The organism is Nonlabens sp., from assembly GCF_039941875.1.
Lineage (GTDB): Bacteria > Bacteroidota > Bacteroidia > Flavobacteriales > Flavobacteriaceae > Nonlabens.
Window position 1 is genome coordinate 42,190 of the sequence record NZ_JBDVDQ010000007.1, and the last position, 15,698, is coordinate 57,887.

A 15,698-nucleotide genomic window follows, 5' to 3' on the forward strand; every position below is an offset into this window, starting at 1 on the left:
ATAATATTTACAAGGTAGTTGTAGGTACAAATATGACTGAGACGATTTATGATTCAATATTCATACATATTAAATGTTTAAAAGCCTGACTTATCACAAAGAGATCTCATATGTTAATAAAAGTGGCCTTTTTAGGTTTAAATATCACAAAAAGATAACAAATGATGTGATCAAAAAAACATCTTTTTTTATTTTCAAGTTGTCTTTTGGACGACTTTTTTGTTCATAATAAAATTATCAAGTTTTTTTTTAAAACTTTAAAATAAAAGTTCAATAGGTTTTATTAAAGTTCAAATTCATAGCTTAAACGGAGAGCTAATTTTATCCACAATAAAAACTTAAAATATGTTAATTAAAATAACTTTTTAGACTAGGAAATTATGCAGTACAATTCTTATATTTCCACATACCACAGATTTTATTTTAATGGACGGAACTACACAATATACCGAGGATAATATACGCTCACTCGACTGGAAAGAACACATAAGAATGCGTCCCGGAATGTATATCGGGAAGCTGGGAGATGGCTCTAGTGCAGATGACGGTATTTATATATTACTTAAAGAGGTTATAGATAACTCTATAGATGAGTATGTCATGGGTGCAGGTAAAACTATCGAAGTATCCATACAAGGAGAACGCGTTATAGTACGTGATTACGGTCGTGGTATACCTTTGGGTAAGGTAGTAGATGTAGTTTCAAAGATGAATACTGGTGGTAAGTATGATTCTAAAGCATTTAAAAAATCGGTAGGTTTAAATGGTGTAGGTACAAAAGCTGTTAATGCATTATCCTCTTACTTCAGAGTAGAATCTTCTCGAGAAGGTAAAAGTGCTAGTGCAGAATTTGAGAGAGGTGAGTTGACCGGAAAAGATTTTCTAGAAGAAACCACAAGACGCAAGGGTACAAAAATGACTTTTGTGCCAGATTCTGACATATTTAAAAATTTTAAATACAGGCCGGAGTACGTAGTACGTATGTTAAAATACTACGTTTACTTAAATCCAGGTCTTACTATTATATTTAATGGTGAAAAATTCTATTCTGAACATGGTTTAAAAGATCTACTAGGTGAGACTATAACAGAGACAGATAGATTATATCCTATCATACATTTAAGGTCTGAAGATATTGAGATCGCTATGACGCATAGTAGAACTCAGTACAGTGAAGAATACCACTCCTTTGCAAATGGTCAGAATACCACACAAGGTGGTACTCACCAGGCAGCATTTAGAGAAAGCGTGGTAAGAACCATAAGAGAGTTTTATAATAAGAGTTATGACGCTAGTGATATACGCAAGTCTATAGTTAGCGCCATTGCCATTAAGGTAATGGAGCCTGTTTTTGAATCACAGACTAAAACTAAGTTGGGTTCTACAGAAATGGGAGGAGATCTTCCTACGGTAAGAACCTTTATTAATGACTTTATTAAAACAAATCTCGATAATTATTTACATAAGAATCCAGATGTAGCAGAGGCTTTACAGCGCAAAATTATTCAAGCAGAAAGAGAACGTAAAGAACTTTCTGGAATTAGAAAACTAGCTCGTGATCGCGCAAAAAAGTCTAATTTACACAACAAAAAATTACGTGACTGCCGTGTGCATTTAGGGGATACTAAAAAAGCAAATAACCTAGATAGTACCTTATTTATTACCGAGGGAGATAGTGCAAGTGGATCGATTACTAAATCTCGTAATGTAAATACACAAGCTGTATTTTCTTTGCGAGGTAAACCATTAAACTCTTATAACATGAGCAAGAAAATTGTTTATGAAAACGAAGAGTTTAACCTATTACAGGCAGCCCTAAATATAGAGGAGAGTATGGAGGACCTGCGTTACAATAAAATAGTAATCGCAACAGATGCCGATGTAGATGGTATGCACATACGTTTATTATTAATCACATTCTTTCTTCAGTTTTTTCCAGAATTGATTAAAAAAGGTCACTTGTATATTTTACAAACACCGCTTTTTAGAGTAAGAAACAAGAAAGAAACTAGATATTGTTACACACCAGAAGAACGAGCAGAAGCTCTAGCCGAATTAGGTAAAAATCCTGAAATAACTCGATTTAAGGGACTTGGAGAGATAAGCCCAGATGAGTTCGTACATTTTATAGGAGAAGATATACGTCTGGACCCTATCATGCTAGACGATGGTATGAGTATAGAAGATTTATTAAAATTCTATATGGGTAAAAACACACCAGATAGACAGGAGTTTATTATTAATAACCTTAAGGTAGAACTTGATGTTATTGAAGATCAATAATATATAGTATGCTGTTTAAAGATGATTAAATATAAACACATAGTTATAGTCGCAGTAATAGCTGTGTTGTTCTATATATTTGGAGCATTATTTAAGATATTGCATTGGGCATTTCCTTTAGGTGAAAACAGCCATTTCGGAGGACCAGAATTGATAGTGATTTCGGTAATGTTTTGGGCTATTGCTGGTGGACTTCTAATCTTTAAAGCTATTACTGCTAGAGGTAATGACTTTTTAAATAGGTAGAGGTTTAATTAATTCCGCTTTCGCGAAAGCGGAACAATAATAGAATAGACAGTTATTAAATAACTGAAGAGAATTAACTGATAACGGACTAGTGTCCTATGAGTGAAGAAAACGAAGAGTTAGAAAATTTAGGAGAAAACGTAGAGGAGCAATCTACAGAAACCATAACACGTGTCACGGGCATGTATAAAGAATGGTTTCTCGATTATGCTAGTTATGTTATTCTAGAACGAGCTGTACCTGCTATAGAAGATGGTTTTAAACCAGTACAACGTCGTATCATGCAGTCCATGAAAGACTTAGATGACGGTCGTTATAATAAAGTAGCAAATATAGTTGGGCACGCGATGCAGTATCACCCACATGGTGATGCGAGTATAGGTGATGCAATGGTACAAATAGGTCAAAAAGATCTATTGATAGACATGCAAGGAAACTGGGGTAATATTCTTACTGGTGACCCTGCTGCTGCATCTCGTTATATTGAGGCACGTATATCAAAATTTGGTCTAGAAGTACTTTTTAATCCTAAAATTACAGAGTGGCAAGCTAGTTATGATGGACGTCGTAAAGAGCCTATTAATTTACCTGTAAAATTCCCTTTATTACTCGCTCAAGGTGCCGAAGGTATTGCTGTGGGATTATCTACCAAGGTTTTACCACATAACTTTAATGAATTAATAGATGCTTCTATAAAGCATTTACAAGGCAAACGCTTTAAAATATATCCAGATTTTCCAACTGGTGGTGAGGCAGATATCTCTAATTATAACGACGGTTTAAGAGGTGGTAAAGTACGCGTACGTGCAAAAATGCATTCTCCAGAAAAAAACAGTATCGTTATTACTGAGATACCTTTTTCTACAACGACCAGTTCCTTGATAGATTCTATCCTTAAAGCAAATGAGAAGGGAAAGATCAAGATCAAAAAAATAGAGGATAATACAGCTGCAAATGTGGAAATTATGATTCACTTACCAGCAGGTTTATCTCCAGATAAAACCATGGATGCCTTATTTGCATTTACTAATTGTGAGGTGAGTATCTCTCCTTTGAGTTGTGTAATTGAAGATAATAAACCATTATTTGTAGGTGTGTCAGAGATGCTTAGACGCAGTGCAGATCATACGGTAGAGTTATTAAAGGCAGAATTAGAAATACTACTACATGAAGTAGAAGAGCAATGGCATTTTGCATCACTAGAACGTATTTTTATTGAAAACCGCATATATCGTGATATAGAAGAAGAAGAAACATGGGAAGGTGTTTTAAGTGCTATAGACAGAGGCTTAAAACCTCATATAGGTCATTTAAAGCGTGAAATCACCGAAGAGGATATCGCGAGACTAACAGAGATACGTATCAAACGTATTTCTAAATTTGATATAGATAAAGCACAACAAAAAATAGATGCTTTAGAAGATCGCATTGCAGAGTTAAGACACCATCTAGAGCATTTAATTGATTTTGCCATTGATTATTTTGCTAAGCTTAAGAAAGATTATGGAGAAGGTCGTGAGCGCAAGACAGAATTAAAAACCTTTGATGACATTGTTGCTTCTAAGGTAATTATACGTAGTACAAAACTCTATGTAAATAGGGAAGAAGGCTTTGTAGGAACTGCACTTAAGAAAGATGAGTATGTAGGTGATGTGTCTGACATTGACGATATTATTTGCTTTACTAAAGAAGGAACTATGATGGTTACTAAAGTAGATGCAAAAACCTTTATAGGTAAGAACATCGTTCATGTAGCTGTCTTTAAGAAAAAGGATAAACGTACCATATATAATGTAATTTATAGAGATGGTAAAACAGGTCCTAGTTATATCAAAAGATTTGCCGTGACTAGTGTTACGAGAGATCGTGAATATCCTATGGGTAAGGCAGACAAAGGCTCGCTTATGCATTATTTTAGTGCAAATCCTAATGGTGAGGCAGAGGTTATTACAGTAAACCTAAGACAGCAAGGTAGTATCAAGAAAATCAAGTGGGATATAGATTTTACCGATATTTTAATTAAAGGACGTTCTTCAAAAGGTAATCTAGTAACTAAATACAATATCAAAAAAGTAGACCTTAAAGAAGAAGGAGTTTCTACCTTAAAACCACGTAAAATATGGTTTGATGATACGGTGCAACGTCTTAATGTAGATGGAAGAGGTGAGTTATTAGGTGAATTTAAAGGAGAAGATCGCCTATTAATTATGACTCAAAAAGGGATTATTAAAACGATTGTACCAGAGGTGACTGCTCGATTTGATGATGATATGATAGTTCTGGAAAAATGGATACCTAATAAACCACTTACTGCTATTTACTTTAATGGTGAGCGCGATTTATATTATGTGAAACGTTTTTTAATGGAAAATGAAGAACGTGAAGAGTCCTTTATTCCAGATCATGAAGGCTCGTACCTAGAAGTAGTCTCTACAGACTATAAACCTATGGCCGAACTTGTTTTTAACAAACCTAGAGGTAAAGAACAACCTGATAATGAGGAGGTAAATCTTGAAGAGTTTATTGCGATAAAGGGTATAACTGCTCAGGGAAATATGCTGACTAAGGCCAAAGTAAAACAAGTTAATTTATTAGACCCTATACCGTATGTACCTGTAGAGGTAATTCCAGAAGAGGTAGTAAAGGAAGAAACTACTCTTAAAAGTGATTCTGAAAGTAAAACACCTGTAGATCCTAACGCTCCAGATCCCGAAATAGATGATACAGGACAGTCTATTTTATTTTAAGATTATTATAAAATTTTTAAAAGCGATAAATTCTATATTTATCGCTTTTTTTATTTCTATTCCGCTTTCGCGAAAGCGAGATAATTACAACTTATAAAAACACTTACATAATGGGATTATTAAAAGAATTTAAAGAATTTGCTGTAAAAGGTAACATGATAGATATGGCGGTAGGTATCATAATAGGTACAGCCTTCAATAATGTGGTGCAAACTCTTGTAAAGAAAGTGCTTTTGCCACCTTTATCTTATCTAACCGATGGAGTAAATTATGAAGATAAAAAATATGTTTTGAGACCGGCAATCGAAGGAGCGACAGGAGACAGAGCTAAAGAAATAGCTATAAGTTATGGAGAATTGATAAATGTTTCTATTGACTTTTTAGTTATAGGTTTTACTGTTTTTATTGTGATAAAATTAATGAACAAATTACGCAACAATGCACAAGACCCTAAAAATACTAAAGTCGTAACACCTAAGGATATAGAATTACTTAATGATCTTAAAGAATTAATGAAAGAACAGAATCAATTGTTAAGAAATAAATAGTTTTTGTGTTTTTAATGGATGTGAATAATGTAGGAATACACTTGTTTTTAGTGATTTAAACTGTTATATTAACATATTAACGTTTTTATATTTTTTTTTAATTTGATTATCAGAGATTACTTAGTCTGTGCTGTAAGTTTGCACGCTATTAAATCTCAAAAAATGAAATTTGTATTAAAATCTATACTTCTAATAATACCATTTTTAAGTATAGGACAAGTAGGTGTAAATACTGTAAATCCCAAAGCAGACCTTGATATAACGGCTACGGCGCCAGTTTCACCAACTAGTGAGACTGGTATCTTGTTACCTAGAATATCAAATTTTCCAACAACTAACCCTACCATAGAACAAAACTCTATGTTAGTCTATTTAAATACAGCGGTAAATAGAGATATTACTGGTACAGGTGTAAAGGATTATCCAGTAGGATTTTACTATTGGCATTTTTTAAGCACAGACTGGATAAAACTAGAAGTTAGCGGTAATTCTAATGGATGGCTTACACAAGGTAATGATGACACCGTTTCTGGAACAAATTTTATAGGAACAACTAATGCTCAAGATCTTGATTTTAGAACAAATGACGATCTTAAATTTAGAATGTCACAAACTGGTCAATTAGAAGTATTCGTAAAGGATAAATCTGTTTTTATTGGTTTTGAAGCTGGTGAATCTTATAACCCTACAGATGGTGGGAGCTTAAAAGGAGAACAGGATGTCTTTATAGGTCATCAAGCTGGTAAAGCCACTACTACAGGAAGAGATAATATGGCGATAGGGACACTTGCTATGACAGATAATATAACCGGTAATTTTAATACGGCTATAGGTGATGAAGCGTTACAAAGCAATATAAATGGAGATGAGAATACAGCGATAGGTAATGACGCGATGAGGTTTGGTACCTCAGGAGATAGCAATACTGCGATAGGTGTAGCGGCTTTATCACGTAATAGTGGAGATCGCAATGTTGCAATAGGGATTGATGCTTTACAAAATAATGGAAGTGGTGATGATAACATTGCGATAGGTGCTGAGGCATTAAAAGAAAATGATGGAGGTAAAGAAAATATAGCTTTAGGTTATAGATCTCAACTAGCCAACTCTGGTGGGCAAAGAAATATATCCTTAGGTAAAAATTCTTTGATCGCCAATACTGGAGGAAATGATAATGTTATAATAGGTGATAATGCTGCTTTAGTACTTAAAGGAAGTCAGACCGTTGCTATAGGTGCCGATTCTGGGAAAACACCTACTACAGGAGCAAGTAATGTATTTATAGGTTTTAATGCAGACGCTACTTCGACTACAACAGCTAACTCTGTAGTAATAGGTCACGTTGCTAGAGCAACAGGTAATTTAACTACTGCGGTAGGATATAAGGCTACTGCTACTGGTGCTAGCTCTTTATCCTTAGGTAGTAATTCAACGGCATCCAGTTCTAACAGTATAGCTGTAGGTTCTCTTTCTGAAGCAGCTGCTAACGATGGTATAGCAATAGGTAATAGTGCAAAAGCAGATGGTAGTAATGCACTAACTATAGGTAGTTCTGCATCTAGTACTGGTAATAACTCTGTAACTATTGGAGACACGACAAATAGCAGTGGAAACTCTTCTGTATTAATAGGAAGTAATGCAAATTCTAATTCAAATTTCACTACATCAGTAGGTTATAATGCGGATGTTAATGGAATAAATGGAGTAGCAATAGGTTCAAATACAGACGCAACTGAAAATTCTACTGCTATTGGTAATGCATCACAAGCTACAGCGGTAGGGTCTGTTGCTATAGCTAACAATGCCAAAGCTACTAGGAATTATGCCATGGCAATAGGTTTTGATTCTCAGGCTTTGGATGAAGATGCTTTAGCTATAGGAAGAAATAGTAATTCAAATGCAGCCAACTCTGTTGCAGTTGGTTTTAGTTCACTTTCTACAGAAGTGGGCTCAACTTCTTTAGGTTTTAATGCTGGAGCGACTGGATTAGTTAGTACATCAATAGGATCTGAAAGTAAGGCTAGTGGAGATAATTCGGTAAGTTTAGGAAATAAGGCAAATGCATCTAACTTAGATGCAATAGCTTTAGGATTTGATGCAAAAGCCTCTGAGAATGCTGCTATTTCTATAGGTAAAAAAGCAGAAGCAAGTGGTGTTGATGGTATCTCTATTGGACAAAGTTCTAATGTTGCTGGTAATAGAAACATAGCTTTAGGAGCAAACGCTAGAGCAACTACTAATTCTGAAAACGCCATGGCATTAGGAGCAAATACAGAAGTAAAGCATAAAAGATCCATAGCCTTAGGTGATGGGGCGATAACTACTAAGGATAACCAATTAATATTAGGTAATATTTCAGAAATAGAAGCAAATAATGCAAATATTAAAACTACAGGAACTATAACTGCAAATAGTTATGTAGCTACTGCATCTAACAGTACTTATGCAGATTACGTTTTTGATATTTATTATGATGGTGTTTCTGAGCTTAGTAAGACCTATAGTTTCCCGACTCTAGAAGAAGCTGAGTCTTTTGTGAAAGCAAATGGTCACTTAATAGGAGTAAAGTCTATAGAAGATATTGAGGCCCAAGGAATGACGGTTAATGTTACAGATACGGCTCTTAAAAATTTAGAGAAATTAGAAGAGCAATTTTTATATATTACAGAACTTAATTCTAAAATAAAAGCACAAAATCTAAGAATAGAAACTCTAGAAGCTCAATTAAATAAAGTAAAAGAGTTAGAAAAACGCATCCTTGCTTTAGAAGTGAAGTAAGAACATTTATTCAAAAAACTTAAAAGGATCATATCATCAGGATATGGTTCTTTTTTTTGTTTCATAATCCACTTGTAAATATCACTAAGTGATCAGTTTTAATATCTATCAATTAAATATTTTAGTTTTTGGTCAATTTTAAAACGTGAGAAACCAGCTCATTACTCAATTCTCTGGTCTTTAAACGGAATTATAAAACGTATAGATTAAGTCATTTCAACCGATTAAAACCGCGTTTAATCGCAACGTTGCTTTTGTGAATTGATTTTTTCTTAAAAAGTTTGTACGAGCTGTAAATTGCAGAGAATCTAAACTATTTAAATGAAAACTTTATTAAGATCGTTCTTATTATTTATACCGCTTCTAAGTATTAGTCAGGTAGGAGTTAACACTGTTAATCCTAAAGCAGATTTAGAAATAGTAGCAACGGTTCCAGGTTCTCCCACAAATGAGACTGGAATATTGATACCTAGAATAAGTAATTTCCCTAGTACAAACCCTGGAGTAGCACAGCATTCCATGCTTATATATTTAAATAATGATATAACTAGAAATATTACTGGTTCTAATCAATTTTATGAAAGAGGCTTTTACTATTGGGATAATAATCTAAGTAACTGGATACCTTTTAATAATTCATCTAGTGATGTTTCTGAAGGTTGGAAGGTAAAAGGTAATGATGGCCTTGCTTCTGGAACAAATTTTATAGGTACGACAGATGCTGTAGAATTAGACTTCAGAGTTAATAATCAAGAAATATTTAGAATGTCTCAAAAAGGTCAATTAGAGGTTCTATCCAATGTTAATAATATTTTAATAGGAAGAAATGCAGGTGAAACTATTTCAGGAGGTAGAGATAATGTTGTTATAGGTCAAAATGCTGATGTGAATTCAACAGGTCTTACTGAAACGGTAATTTTGGGTAATGATCTTAAAGCCTATGGTGCAAACTCTATCATTATAGGATCTGGTAGATCTAGAGCTACTACAGATGGTGTCTCTATAGGTAGAGATGCTCAAAGTACTGCAACAGAAGCTATAGCTATAGGTTATCTTACTGAGTCTACTAATAATGGAGCAATAAGTATAGGTAAAGGAGCTACTACAAGAACAGGTGAGTCTATTGCTATAGGAGTAAATGCAAAAGTAGAATCTAATTATTCTAGATCTATCGCGTTAGGAGTAAATGCAAATGTGAACAAGAACAACCAATTAATGGTGTCTAATGACATCAAGGAAATTAGTGCAGAACAAGCAACGGTAAGAGCTCGTAGTTTTTTTGCCACTGCGTCTAATTCTAATTATGCAGATTATGTTTTTGATATGTATTATGACGGTGCTTCAGACCTGAATGAAAATTATAAATTCCCAGCTCTAGAAGAGGCAGAATCTTTTGCTAAAGCTAATGGTCATTTAATAGGAGTGAAGTCGATTGAAGATATACAATCTCAGGGAATGTCAGTAAATGTAGCTGAAACAGCTCTTAAAAATTTAGAAAAAATAGAAGAGCAGTTCTTGTATATAACAGAGCTTAATTCAAAAATAAAAGAACAAAATAAAAGAATAGAACAATTAGAAGCCTTGTTGAATAAGGTTATAGAATTGAAACAACCTTAAGAAATAGAAAAAATGAAAGTTTATTCTTTCTGAATATAAGTTAAGAGCGGTATCCGAGATACTGCTCTTTTTTTATGTTAAAGATTCGCTTTCGCGAAAGCGGAATAAATACCAAATCTGTTTTAAACTTTAAACAAATTAAAAAGTCTTAATAGTATAAAATACGATATTATGAAAGTTTTAAAAATCACAATTTGTGCTGCAGCAATAGCACTTATTACATCTTGCAGTTCAAAAGAAGAGGTAGCATCAAAAACGGCTGGTTCAAAAATAGATAAAGCAACTACAGAATTAATGTCTAAAATGGATGCTAATAAAGACGGTAAGTTATCTAAGGAAGAAGTTAAAGGACCTCTATCAAATGATTTTGATAAGATTGATACAGATGGAGATGGTTACCTAAGTCTAGAAGAGTTAAATAGTGCGCCCAAGCCAGAACGCGGTGGAAACCGTCAGGGGCCGCCTAGAGGTGGTAGACAGTAGTTTGATACTTAACATCATATCTCATAAAAAAAGCGTCAGATGTAATCTGACGCTTTTTTTGTTTTTTAGAAATGCTTTTATGAAGATATTTTGTTCTTAGCTTCATTCTCTGCTATCAATTTCTTTTGATAACGTCCTTGTACGACATCTACGATAACTAGTACTACGATTACAAAGTAGAAAGTAGTTTTACTCATAGGGACTATTTCGTTTCCGAAAAATTCTAAATGTGCTAGATGACCACCTTCGGTAACTAACATGATACCTACTATAAAGAGTATAAATAAACCTAGTACTTCATACATTCTATTTTTGTTTAAGAAAATAGAAATTCTATCTGCTAAGAATAACATTAAAAGACCGCTACAAACTATAGCTATAGCCATAATAACAAATGCTACTACAGAGTTTTCAATATCACTAGTTAGTCCTATAGCAGCTAGAATAGAATCAAAAGAAAAAACTAGATTCATGATAACGATACTGGTAATTACTGCATTTGCGGTTTTCTTTGATTTTCCATTTGCATTTTCTCCTATAGATAAATCTGGAGAGGAGATCATGTGCCATATTTCTTTAATAGCCGTATAGATTATAAAACCACCACCAGCAAGAACGATGAGACTATGACCGTTAAAAGCAAAGTGCACAATATCATCTATTCCACCAGATAAGAATGAAAACGGATCTTGGAAAAAGTCAATAATAGAAACCAATACAAAAAGTAAAACGATTCTTAAAACGATGGCGATAAGAATACCTACTTTACGAACTCTTTTCTGGTCTGCTTGAGGAGCTTTCTTAGATTCTAATGAAATGTATAAAAGGTTATCAAATCCTAAAACGGCTTGTAATAGGACTAACATAAGTAAGGTAAAAATGTTTTCTAACATTATAATTGGTTGTTTATTGTTTAACGGCAGTTCCTTTATAAATCTGGTCGCGACCGGACTGCTTAAATTCAAAGGTATAGGAATCTTTATTAGTGGTCAATATTTTAAAGAGGTATGCGCGACTTTCTGCATTTGTTTTAGGATCGATAGGAATCACTCTCCATTCACAATCATTAATCCATTCTATTCTTGAAGTGTCTATTTTATTTTCAAATCTTTCAATTTGGAATTCTTTTGTTCTAGTAAATTCTGTCTTTAATAATTTACCACCACTTTCTTGTTCCCATATAAAAGTACCTTCTTGAAAATCTTTACAGTCTCTTGTGTTTTCATAACAACTTGTAAGAGTAAAGAGGAGTAATAAAATTAGAGATGCGTACTTCATGTGATAATTTTTCACAAAGTTAATTCTTGGAAGATGAGTTATGGTATAAAATATTCAAAACTTCCATCGTCATAAAGTAAAATTACTTTTTGTATATTTTTCCCTTTATTTGTTTTGGTGGGTATAGGGTTGTTTTCTATTGAAGGAGCAGAGAACAAGTCATTGCTCTCTTGATTTACAGACTCTGTTTTTGTAGTGTTGGGTTCTTTATGGAAAGGTTGTGGAGCAGGGCTTTTAGCAGTAGGTGTAGATACAGGTACCTCGTCAGACTTTGGATAAGAACCCTTCCCATTAAGTAACCAGTATAGATCTACTTCTGGAAATTCCTTCACTGTATTTACCACAAAATCGAGACTGGGTTTGTTACGACCAGACAGTATATGAGAGATAGAACTACGTCCTACATTAATACGTTCTGCAAAGGATGAAGCGTTTAAATCGTTTCTATCCATGATTTTTTGCAGTCTTTTTGAAAAATCTACTGAATTCACCATAGGTTACAAAAGTAAACTAAATCAAGTTTACAATTGTGTTTATTATTGTAAACATATTAATAAGTCATATCTGTATCTAGGTGTTTAACACAGTATTTATGTGATGTATTACATTACTTCAGGTACATTAGTTAACTGAAAAATAGTAGTAAATGATTAATTATTATATATAGGTTGTTAAAATATGCTAAATGGAATCAATGGTTACAATTAACAATAATATAATTGTTTACAATTGAAAACACAGAAGGCGTTTAAATTGTTTACAATTGTAACGAGTGTAGTGTTTACATTTGGAAACAGTAAAGGGTTTACATTTGTACAGTCCGATTACAGTTGTGTAAAGGCGATTTATTAACTCTTATAAACTTTTATTATTTATGCTATCTAGATACTACTCTTGCCTTCAGTTTGAAGATGCTTTAAAAACGATCTTAGATGCTCTCGGACAAAAAAGCTTGTTAGATATTGAGATAGGTAAATCTGTTAATGGACGTTCTGTATACGGTATTAAATTAGGTGCTGGAAAAACTAAAGTATTAGTATGGTCGCAAATGCATGGTAATGAATCTAGCACTACTAGGGCTCTTTTTAAATTGTTGAAAAGTGATGATTTTCCACAACTACTTGAAAATATATCATTATACATTATTCCTATTTTAAATCCTGACGGATCTGAAAAATGGACACGTGTAAATGCAAATAATGTAGATCTTAATCGAGATGCGATAGATTTAACCCAGCCAGAAAGTCAAATTCTAAGATCTGTTTTTGACGATTTTGCTCCAGATTATTGTCTTAATCTTCATGGTCAGCGTACCATTTTTGGTTCTTTAGATGGAGAGCAACCAGCTCAAATTTCATTTTTAGCACCTGCAGGAGATTTAGAAAAAACCATTTCTCAGGCTCGATTAAGGTCTATGCAAATCATAAATGCTATTCAAGGTCAACTTAAAAATAAGGTGGATGGTATAATAGGTAGATACAGCGATGACTTTAATATCAATTGTGTTGGTGATTATATGACCAGTAAACAGGTGCCTACTGTTTTATTTGAAGCAGGCCATTCTGGAGATGATTATTCTAGAGATCAAGTTACAGACCTTATGTATGAGTCTTTAAAAATAGCTTTTAAGACCATTCAGGATAGTGCTGTTATAAATGAATCAAATGTAGTAGATGTTTATAACTCTATACCTCATATGAGTAAAGCCTATGTAGATGTTCTAGTTAAGAATTATAGATCGGTATCTGGCTTACAGACACTAAGCGTGCAATATCATGAACAGGTTAAAGATGGTGTTCTTTACTTTGTACCTATATTAATAGGTATTAATAGAGAGGATGTTTTAAATGGTCATAGAGTGATAGATTTAAACGATTTTTCTGATTTTAAAGACGACTTAATCATTGAAGGAAACCTTGAAATAAGGTCTAAATCTTTGGATATCGGAATTTTTTACTAATAATTTGTGAAATCACGAATTTTGTTAGTTTATTATCAACGTTTGTCTTTATTTTGCAGAAAATTGACAGTAAAAGACTAATTATGGCAAAGATTGATGATATAGATAAGCAAATTCTAGACGTGCTTATAGAAAATACGAGAACTCCATTTACAGATATAGCTAAAAGATTGAGTATAAGTGCTGGTACAGTGCACGTTAGAGTTAAGAAGATGGAAGAGTCTGGTATTATCCATGGATCTTCACTTACAGTAGACTATCACCAGTTAGGTTACACGTTTATCGCTTACATAGGTGTCTTTCTTGAGAAAACTAGTGCAACACAGTTTGTGTTAAGTAGAATAAAAGAGATTCCATTTGTAACTGTAGCGCATATTACAACAGGTAAATTCAATATCTTTTGTAAAATACGTGCTAAAGACACAACTCATGCAAAAAGAATTATCTTCTTGTTAGATGACATCGATGGTGTAAGTCGTACAGAGACTATGATTAGTCTTGAAGAAAGCATTAATGATAAGAAGAGATTGTTACATAAAGTATTTCAAGACCTGTAATGGTGTATTTAAAGGATATACCGTCTGACGAGTACACTCCATACTTTGATACTTATTTAAATCTTGTTGATAAGGAGAGTAACATAGAAAATGTATTACAACAGTCGTTAGGTAAAACGCTGGATTTTATAAATTCTATTGATAAACCGTTAGACTATCGTTATGAAGCTAGTAAATGGTCTATAGGACAGGTAATTCAGCATAATATTGATACAGAGCGCGTCTTTGCATATCGTGCGTTACGTTTCCTTAGAGGTGATGATACGGCGTTATCTGGTTTTGACCAAGATGTATTTGTTGATAGTTTAGGAGATTACGCTTTCGCGAAAGCGGAACTTTTAAAAACAACAGAGAGTACTAGAAATGCAACTATAGCTTTATTTGAAAACGTGACTGCAGATTCTCTTTTATTTAAAGGAAATGCGAGCGGAAACGTAATGACCGCAAGAGTGATCCCTTTTTTAATTGCTGGACATAGCTTGCATCACGAGAATGTTATAAGAGATCGTTATTTAAGTTAAATTAAGAAAAACATCTCATATTTAAGAGCCTGCTAAGAATATCTTAGCAGGCTCTTGTTATTTAAAAGACGTTTATCTTTTCATCTTTGCACTATAATAATTTAAACAAATATATAGACATGAAAAAGAGAGTAGCAATTTTAGCCACAGACGGATTTGAAGAAATAGAATTAACCAGTCCTAAAAAAGCACTAGAAGATGCAGGTATAAAGGTAGATGTTATAAGTCCTAAAAAAGACTCCATAAAAGCGTGGGATAATGATAGCTGGTCAGATACTTACAAAGTAGATAAACAAGTAAGTGAAGCAAATGCAAATGATTATCATTCATTAATGCTTCCTGGTGGGGTTTTAAATCCAGATCAGTTGCGACAGGATAAAGATTCTATAGAATTTATTAAAGCATTTTTTAAGCAGAAAAAGCCAGTAAGTGCGATATGTCATGGTATACAGCCATTAATAGACGCAGACGTGCTTAATGGGCGTAAATTAACCTCTTATCCTTCTTTACAGAAAGATGTAGAGAACGCAGGAGGTAATTGGGTAGACCAAGAAGTAGTAGTAGATGAAGGTTTTACCACTAGTAGAACGCCAGACGATCTAGATGCTTTTAATGCAAAAATGGTAGAAGAAGTGCGTGAAGGTAAGCATGAATTGCAGCACGCATAATTAAAAATAGTT

At 33.5% G+C, this 15,698-nt stretch carries 14 protein-coding genes; 11 read left to right on the plus strand and 3 right to left on the minus strand.

The features are described from left to right. Positions 1-426 precede the first annotated feature (426 nt). The 7 genes from ABJF08_RS04905 to ABJF08_RS04935 all read left to right on the plus strand — a co-directional run bounded on the left by ABJF08_RS04905 (position 427) and on the right by ABJF08_RS04935 (position 10,702). Positions 427-2,283: a DNA topoisomerase IV subunit B gene (locus ABJF08_RS04905; protein ID WP_348114951.1), complete on the plus strand. Its 1,857-nt coding sequence runs from the start codon at positions 427-429 to the stop codon at positions 2,281-2,283. Between the two features lie 21 nt (positions 2,284-2,304). Beyond that, a complete protein-coding gene (locus tag ABJF08_RS04910) occupies positions 2,305-2,529 on the plus strand; it encodes a hypothetical protein (protein WP_348114952.1) in 225 nt (74 codons plus the stop codon). Between the two features lie 98 nt (positions 2,530-2,627). Further along, the gene (locus ABJF08_RS04915) at positions 2,628-5,276 is read left to right on the plus strand and encodes a DNA gyrase/topoisomerase IV subunit A (protein WP_348114953.1); all 2,649 of its coding nucleotides are present in this window, start codon (positions 2,628-2,630) and stop codon (positions 5,274-5,276) included. A 110-nt stretch (positions 5,277-5,386) separates the two neighbouring features. Next, positions 5,387-5,824 carry a large-conductance mechanosensitive channel protein MscL gene (mscL, locus tag ABJF08_RS04920; protein ID WP_348114954.1) on the plus strand — a complete coding sequence of 146 codons (438 nt, stop codon included), beginning with the start codon at positions 5,387-5,389 and terminating at the stop codon, positions 5,822-5,824. A 162-nt stretch (positions 5,825-5,986) separates the two neighbouring features. Continuing rightward, positions 5,987-8,602, plus strand: a complete 2,616-nt coding sequence (locus tag ABJF08_RS04925; RefSeq protein WP_348114955.1) for a hypothetical protein — start codon at positions 5,987-5,989, stop codon at positions 8,600-8,602. Positions 8,603-8,923: 321 nt separating this feature from the next. Further along, a complete protein-coding gene (locus ABJF08_RS04930; RefSeq protein WP_348114956.1) occupies positions 8,924-10,219 on the plus strand; it encodes a hypothetical protein in 1,296 nt (431 codons plus the stop codon). 171 nt (positions 10,220-10,390) lie between these two features. Next, positions 10,391-10,702 carry an EF-hand domain-containing protein gene (locus ABJF08_RS04935; RefSeq protein ID WP_348114957.1) on the plus strand — a complete coding sequence of 104 codons (312 nt, stop codon included), beginning with the start codon at positions 10,391-10,393 and terminating at the stop codon, positions 10,700-10,702. Positions 10,703-10,779: 77 nt separating this feature from the next. Here ABJF08_RS04935 and ABJF08_RS04940 read toward each other — a convergent pair whose 3' ends face one another. From ABJF08_RS04940 to ABJF08_RS04950, 3 genes are read right to left on the minus strand one after another with little or no spacing between them, the layout of a single operon-like run. Further along, positions 10,780-11,595 (minus strand): tellurium resistance protein TerC, encoded by an 816-nt coding sequence (locus ABJF08_RS04940; RefSeq protein ID WP_348114958.1) that lies wholly within the window; start codon positions 11,593-11,595, stop codon positions 10,780-10,782. A 13-nt stretch (positions 11,596-11,608) separates the two neighbouring features. Then, positions 11,609-11,980: a DNA topoisomerase IV gene (locus ABJF08_RS04945; RefSeq protein ID WP_348114959.1), complete on the minus strand. Its 372-nt coding sequence runs from the start codon at positions 11,978-11,980 to the stop codon at positions 11,609-11,611. Positions 11,981-12,018: 38 nt separating this feature from the next. Continuing rightward, positions 12,019-12,474, minus strand: a complete 456-nt coding sequence (locus ABJF08_RS04950) for a helix-turn-helix domain-containing protein (RefSeq protein WP_348114960.1) — start codon at positions 12,472-12,474, stop codon at positions 12,019-12,021. Between the two features lie 380 nt (positions 12,475-12,854). Between ABJF08_RS04950 and ABJF08_RS04955 the strand changes: the two genes are divergently transcribed. The 4 genes from ABJF08_RS04955 (at position 12,855) to ABJF08_RS04970 (ending at position 15,686) form a co-directional block, all read left to right on the plus strand. Continuing rightward, complete coding sequence (locus ABJF08_RS04955; protein WP_348114961.1) at positions 12,855-13,940, plus strand: DUF2817 domain-containing protein; 1,086 nt, start codon at positions 12,855-12,857, stop codon at positions 13,938-13,940. A gap of 83 nt (positions 13,941-14,023) precedes the next feature. Then, the gene (locus ABJF08_RS04960; RefSeq protein ID WP_348114962.1) at positions 14,024-14,497 is read left to right on the plus strand and encodes a winged helix-turn-helix transcriptional regulator; all 474 of its coding nucleotides are present in this window, start codon (positions 14,024-14,026) and stop codon (positions 14,495-14,497) included. Further along, complete coding sequence (locus tag ABJF08_RS04965) at positions 14,497-15,018, plus strand: DinB family protein (protein WP_348114963.1); 522 nt, start codon at positions 14,497-14,499, stop codon at positions 15,016-15,018. The genes ABJF08_RS04960 and ABJF08_RS04965 overlap by 1 nt, the downstream gene beginning before the upstream one ends. A 119-nt stretch (positions 15,019-15,137) precedes the next feature. Next, on the plus strand, positions 15,138-15,686 hold the full coding sequence (locus ABJF08_RS04970) for a type 1 glutamine amidotransferase domain-containing protein (protein ID WP_348114964.1): 549 nt from the start codon (positions 15,138-15,140) through the stop codon (positions 15,684-15,686). The last annotated feature ends 12 nt before the right edge of the window (positions 15,687-15,698 follow it).

Excerpts from the sequence above, each read along its gene's own strand:
- ABJF08_RS04910 (WP_348114952.1), top strand. The coding sequence starts at position 2,305 with ATGATTAAATATAAACACATAGTTATAGTCGCAGTAATAGCTGTGTTG.
- ABJF08_RS04930 (WP_348114956.1), top strand. The coding sequence starts at position 8,924 with ATGAAAACTTTATTAAGATCGTTCTTATTATTTATACCGCTTCTAAGT.
- ABJF08_RS04915 (WP_348114953.1), top strand. The coding sequence starts at position 2,628 with ATGAGTGAAGAAAACGAAGAGTTAGAAAATTTAGGAGAAAACGTAGAG.
- ABJF08_RS04940 (WP_348114958.1), bottom strand. The coding sequence starts at position 11,595 with ATGTTAGAAAACATTTTTACCTTACTTATGTTAGTCCTATTACAAGCC.
- ABJF08_RS04925 (WP_348114955.1), top strand. The coding sequence starts at position 5,987 with ATGAAATTTGTATTAAAATCTATACTTCTAATAATACCATTTTTAAGT.
- ABJF08_RS04965 (WP_348114963.1), top strand. The coding sequence starts at position 14,497 with ATGGTGTATTTAAAGGATATACCGTCTGACGAGTACACTCCATACTTT.
- ABJF08_RS04955 (WP_348114961.1), top strand. The coding sequence starts at position 12,855 with ATGCTATCTAGATACTACTCTTGCCTTCAGTTTGAAGATGCTTTAAAA.
- ABJF08_RS04970 (WP_348114964.1), top strand. The coding sequence starts at position 15,138 with ATGAAAAAGAGAGTAGCAATTTTAGCCACAGACGGATTTGAAGAAATA.
- ABJF08_RS04945 (WP_348114959.1), bottom strand. The coding sequence starts at position 11,980 with ATGAAGTACGCATCTCTAATTTTATTACTCCTCTTTACTCTTACAAGT.
- ABJF08_RS04935 (WP_348114957.1), top strand. The coding sequence starts at position 10,391 with ATGAAAGTTTTAAAAATCACAATTTGTGCTGCAGCAATAGCACTTATT.
- ABJF08_RS04960 (WP_348114962.1), top strand. The coding sequence starts at position 14,024 with ATGGCAAAGATTGATGATATAGATAAGCAAATTCTAGACGTGCTTATA.
- ABJF08_RS04950 (WP_348114960.1), bottom strand. The coding sequence starts at position 12,474 with ATGGTGAATTCAGTAGATTTTTCAAAAAGACTGCAAAAAATCATGGAT.
- mscL (WP_348114954.1), top strand. The coding sequence starts at position 5,387 with ATGGGATTATTAAAAGAATTTAAAGAATTTGCTGTAAAAGGTAACATG.
- ABJF08_RS04905 (WP_348114951.1), top strand. The coding sequence starts at position 427 with ATGGACGGAACTACACAATATACCGAGGATAATATACGCTCACTCGAC.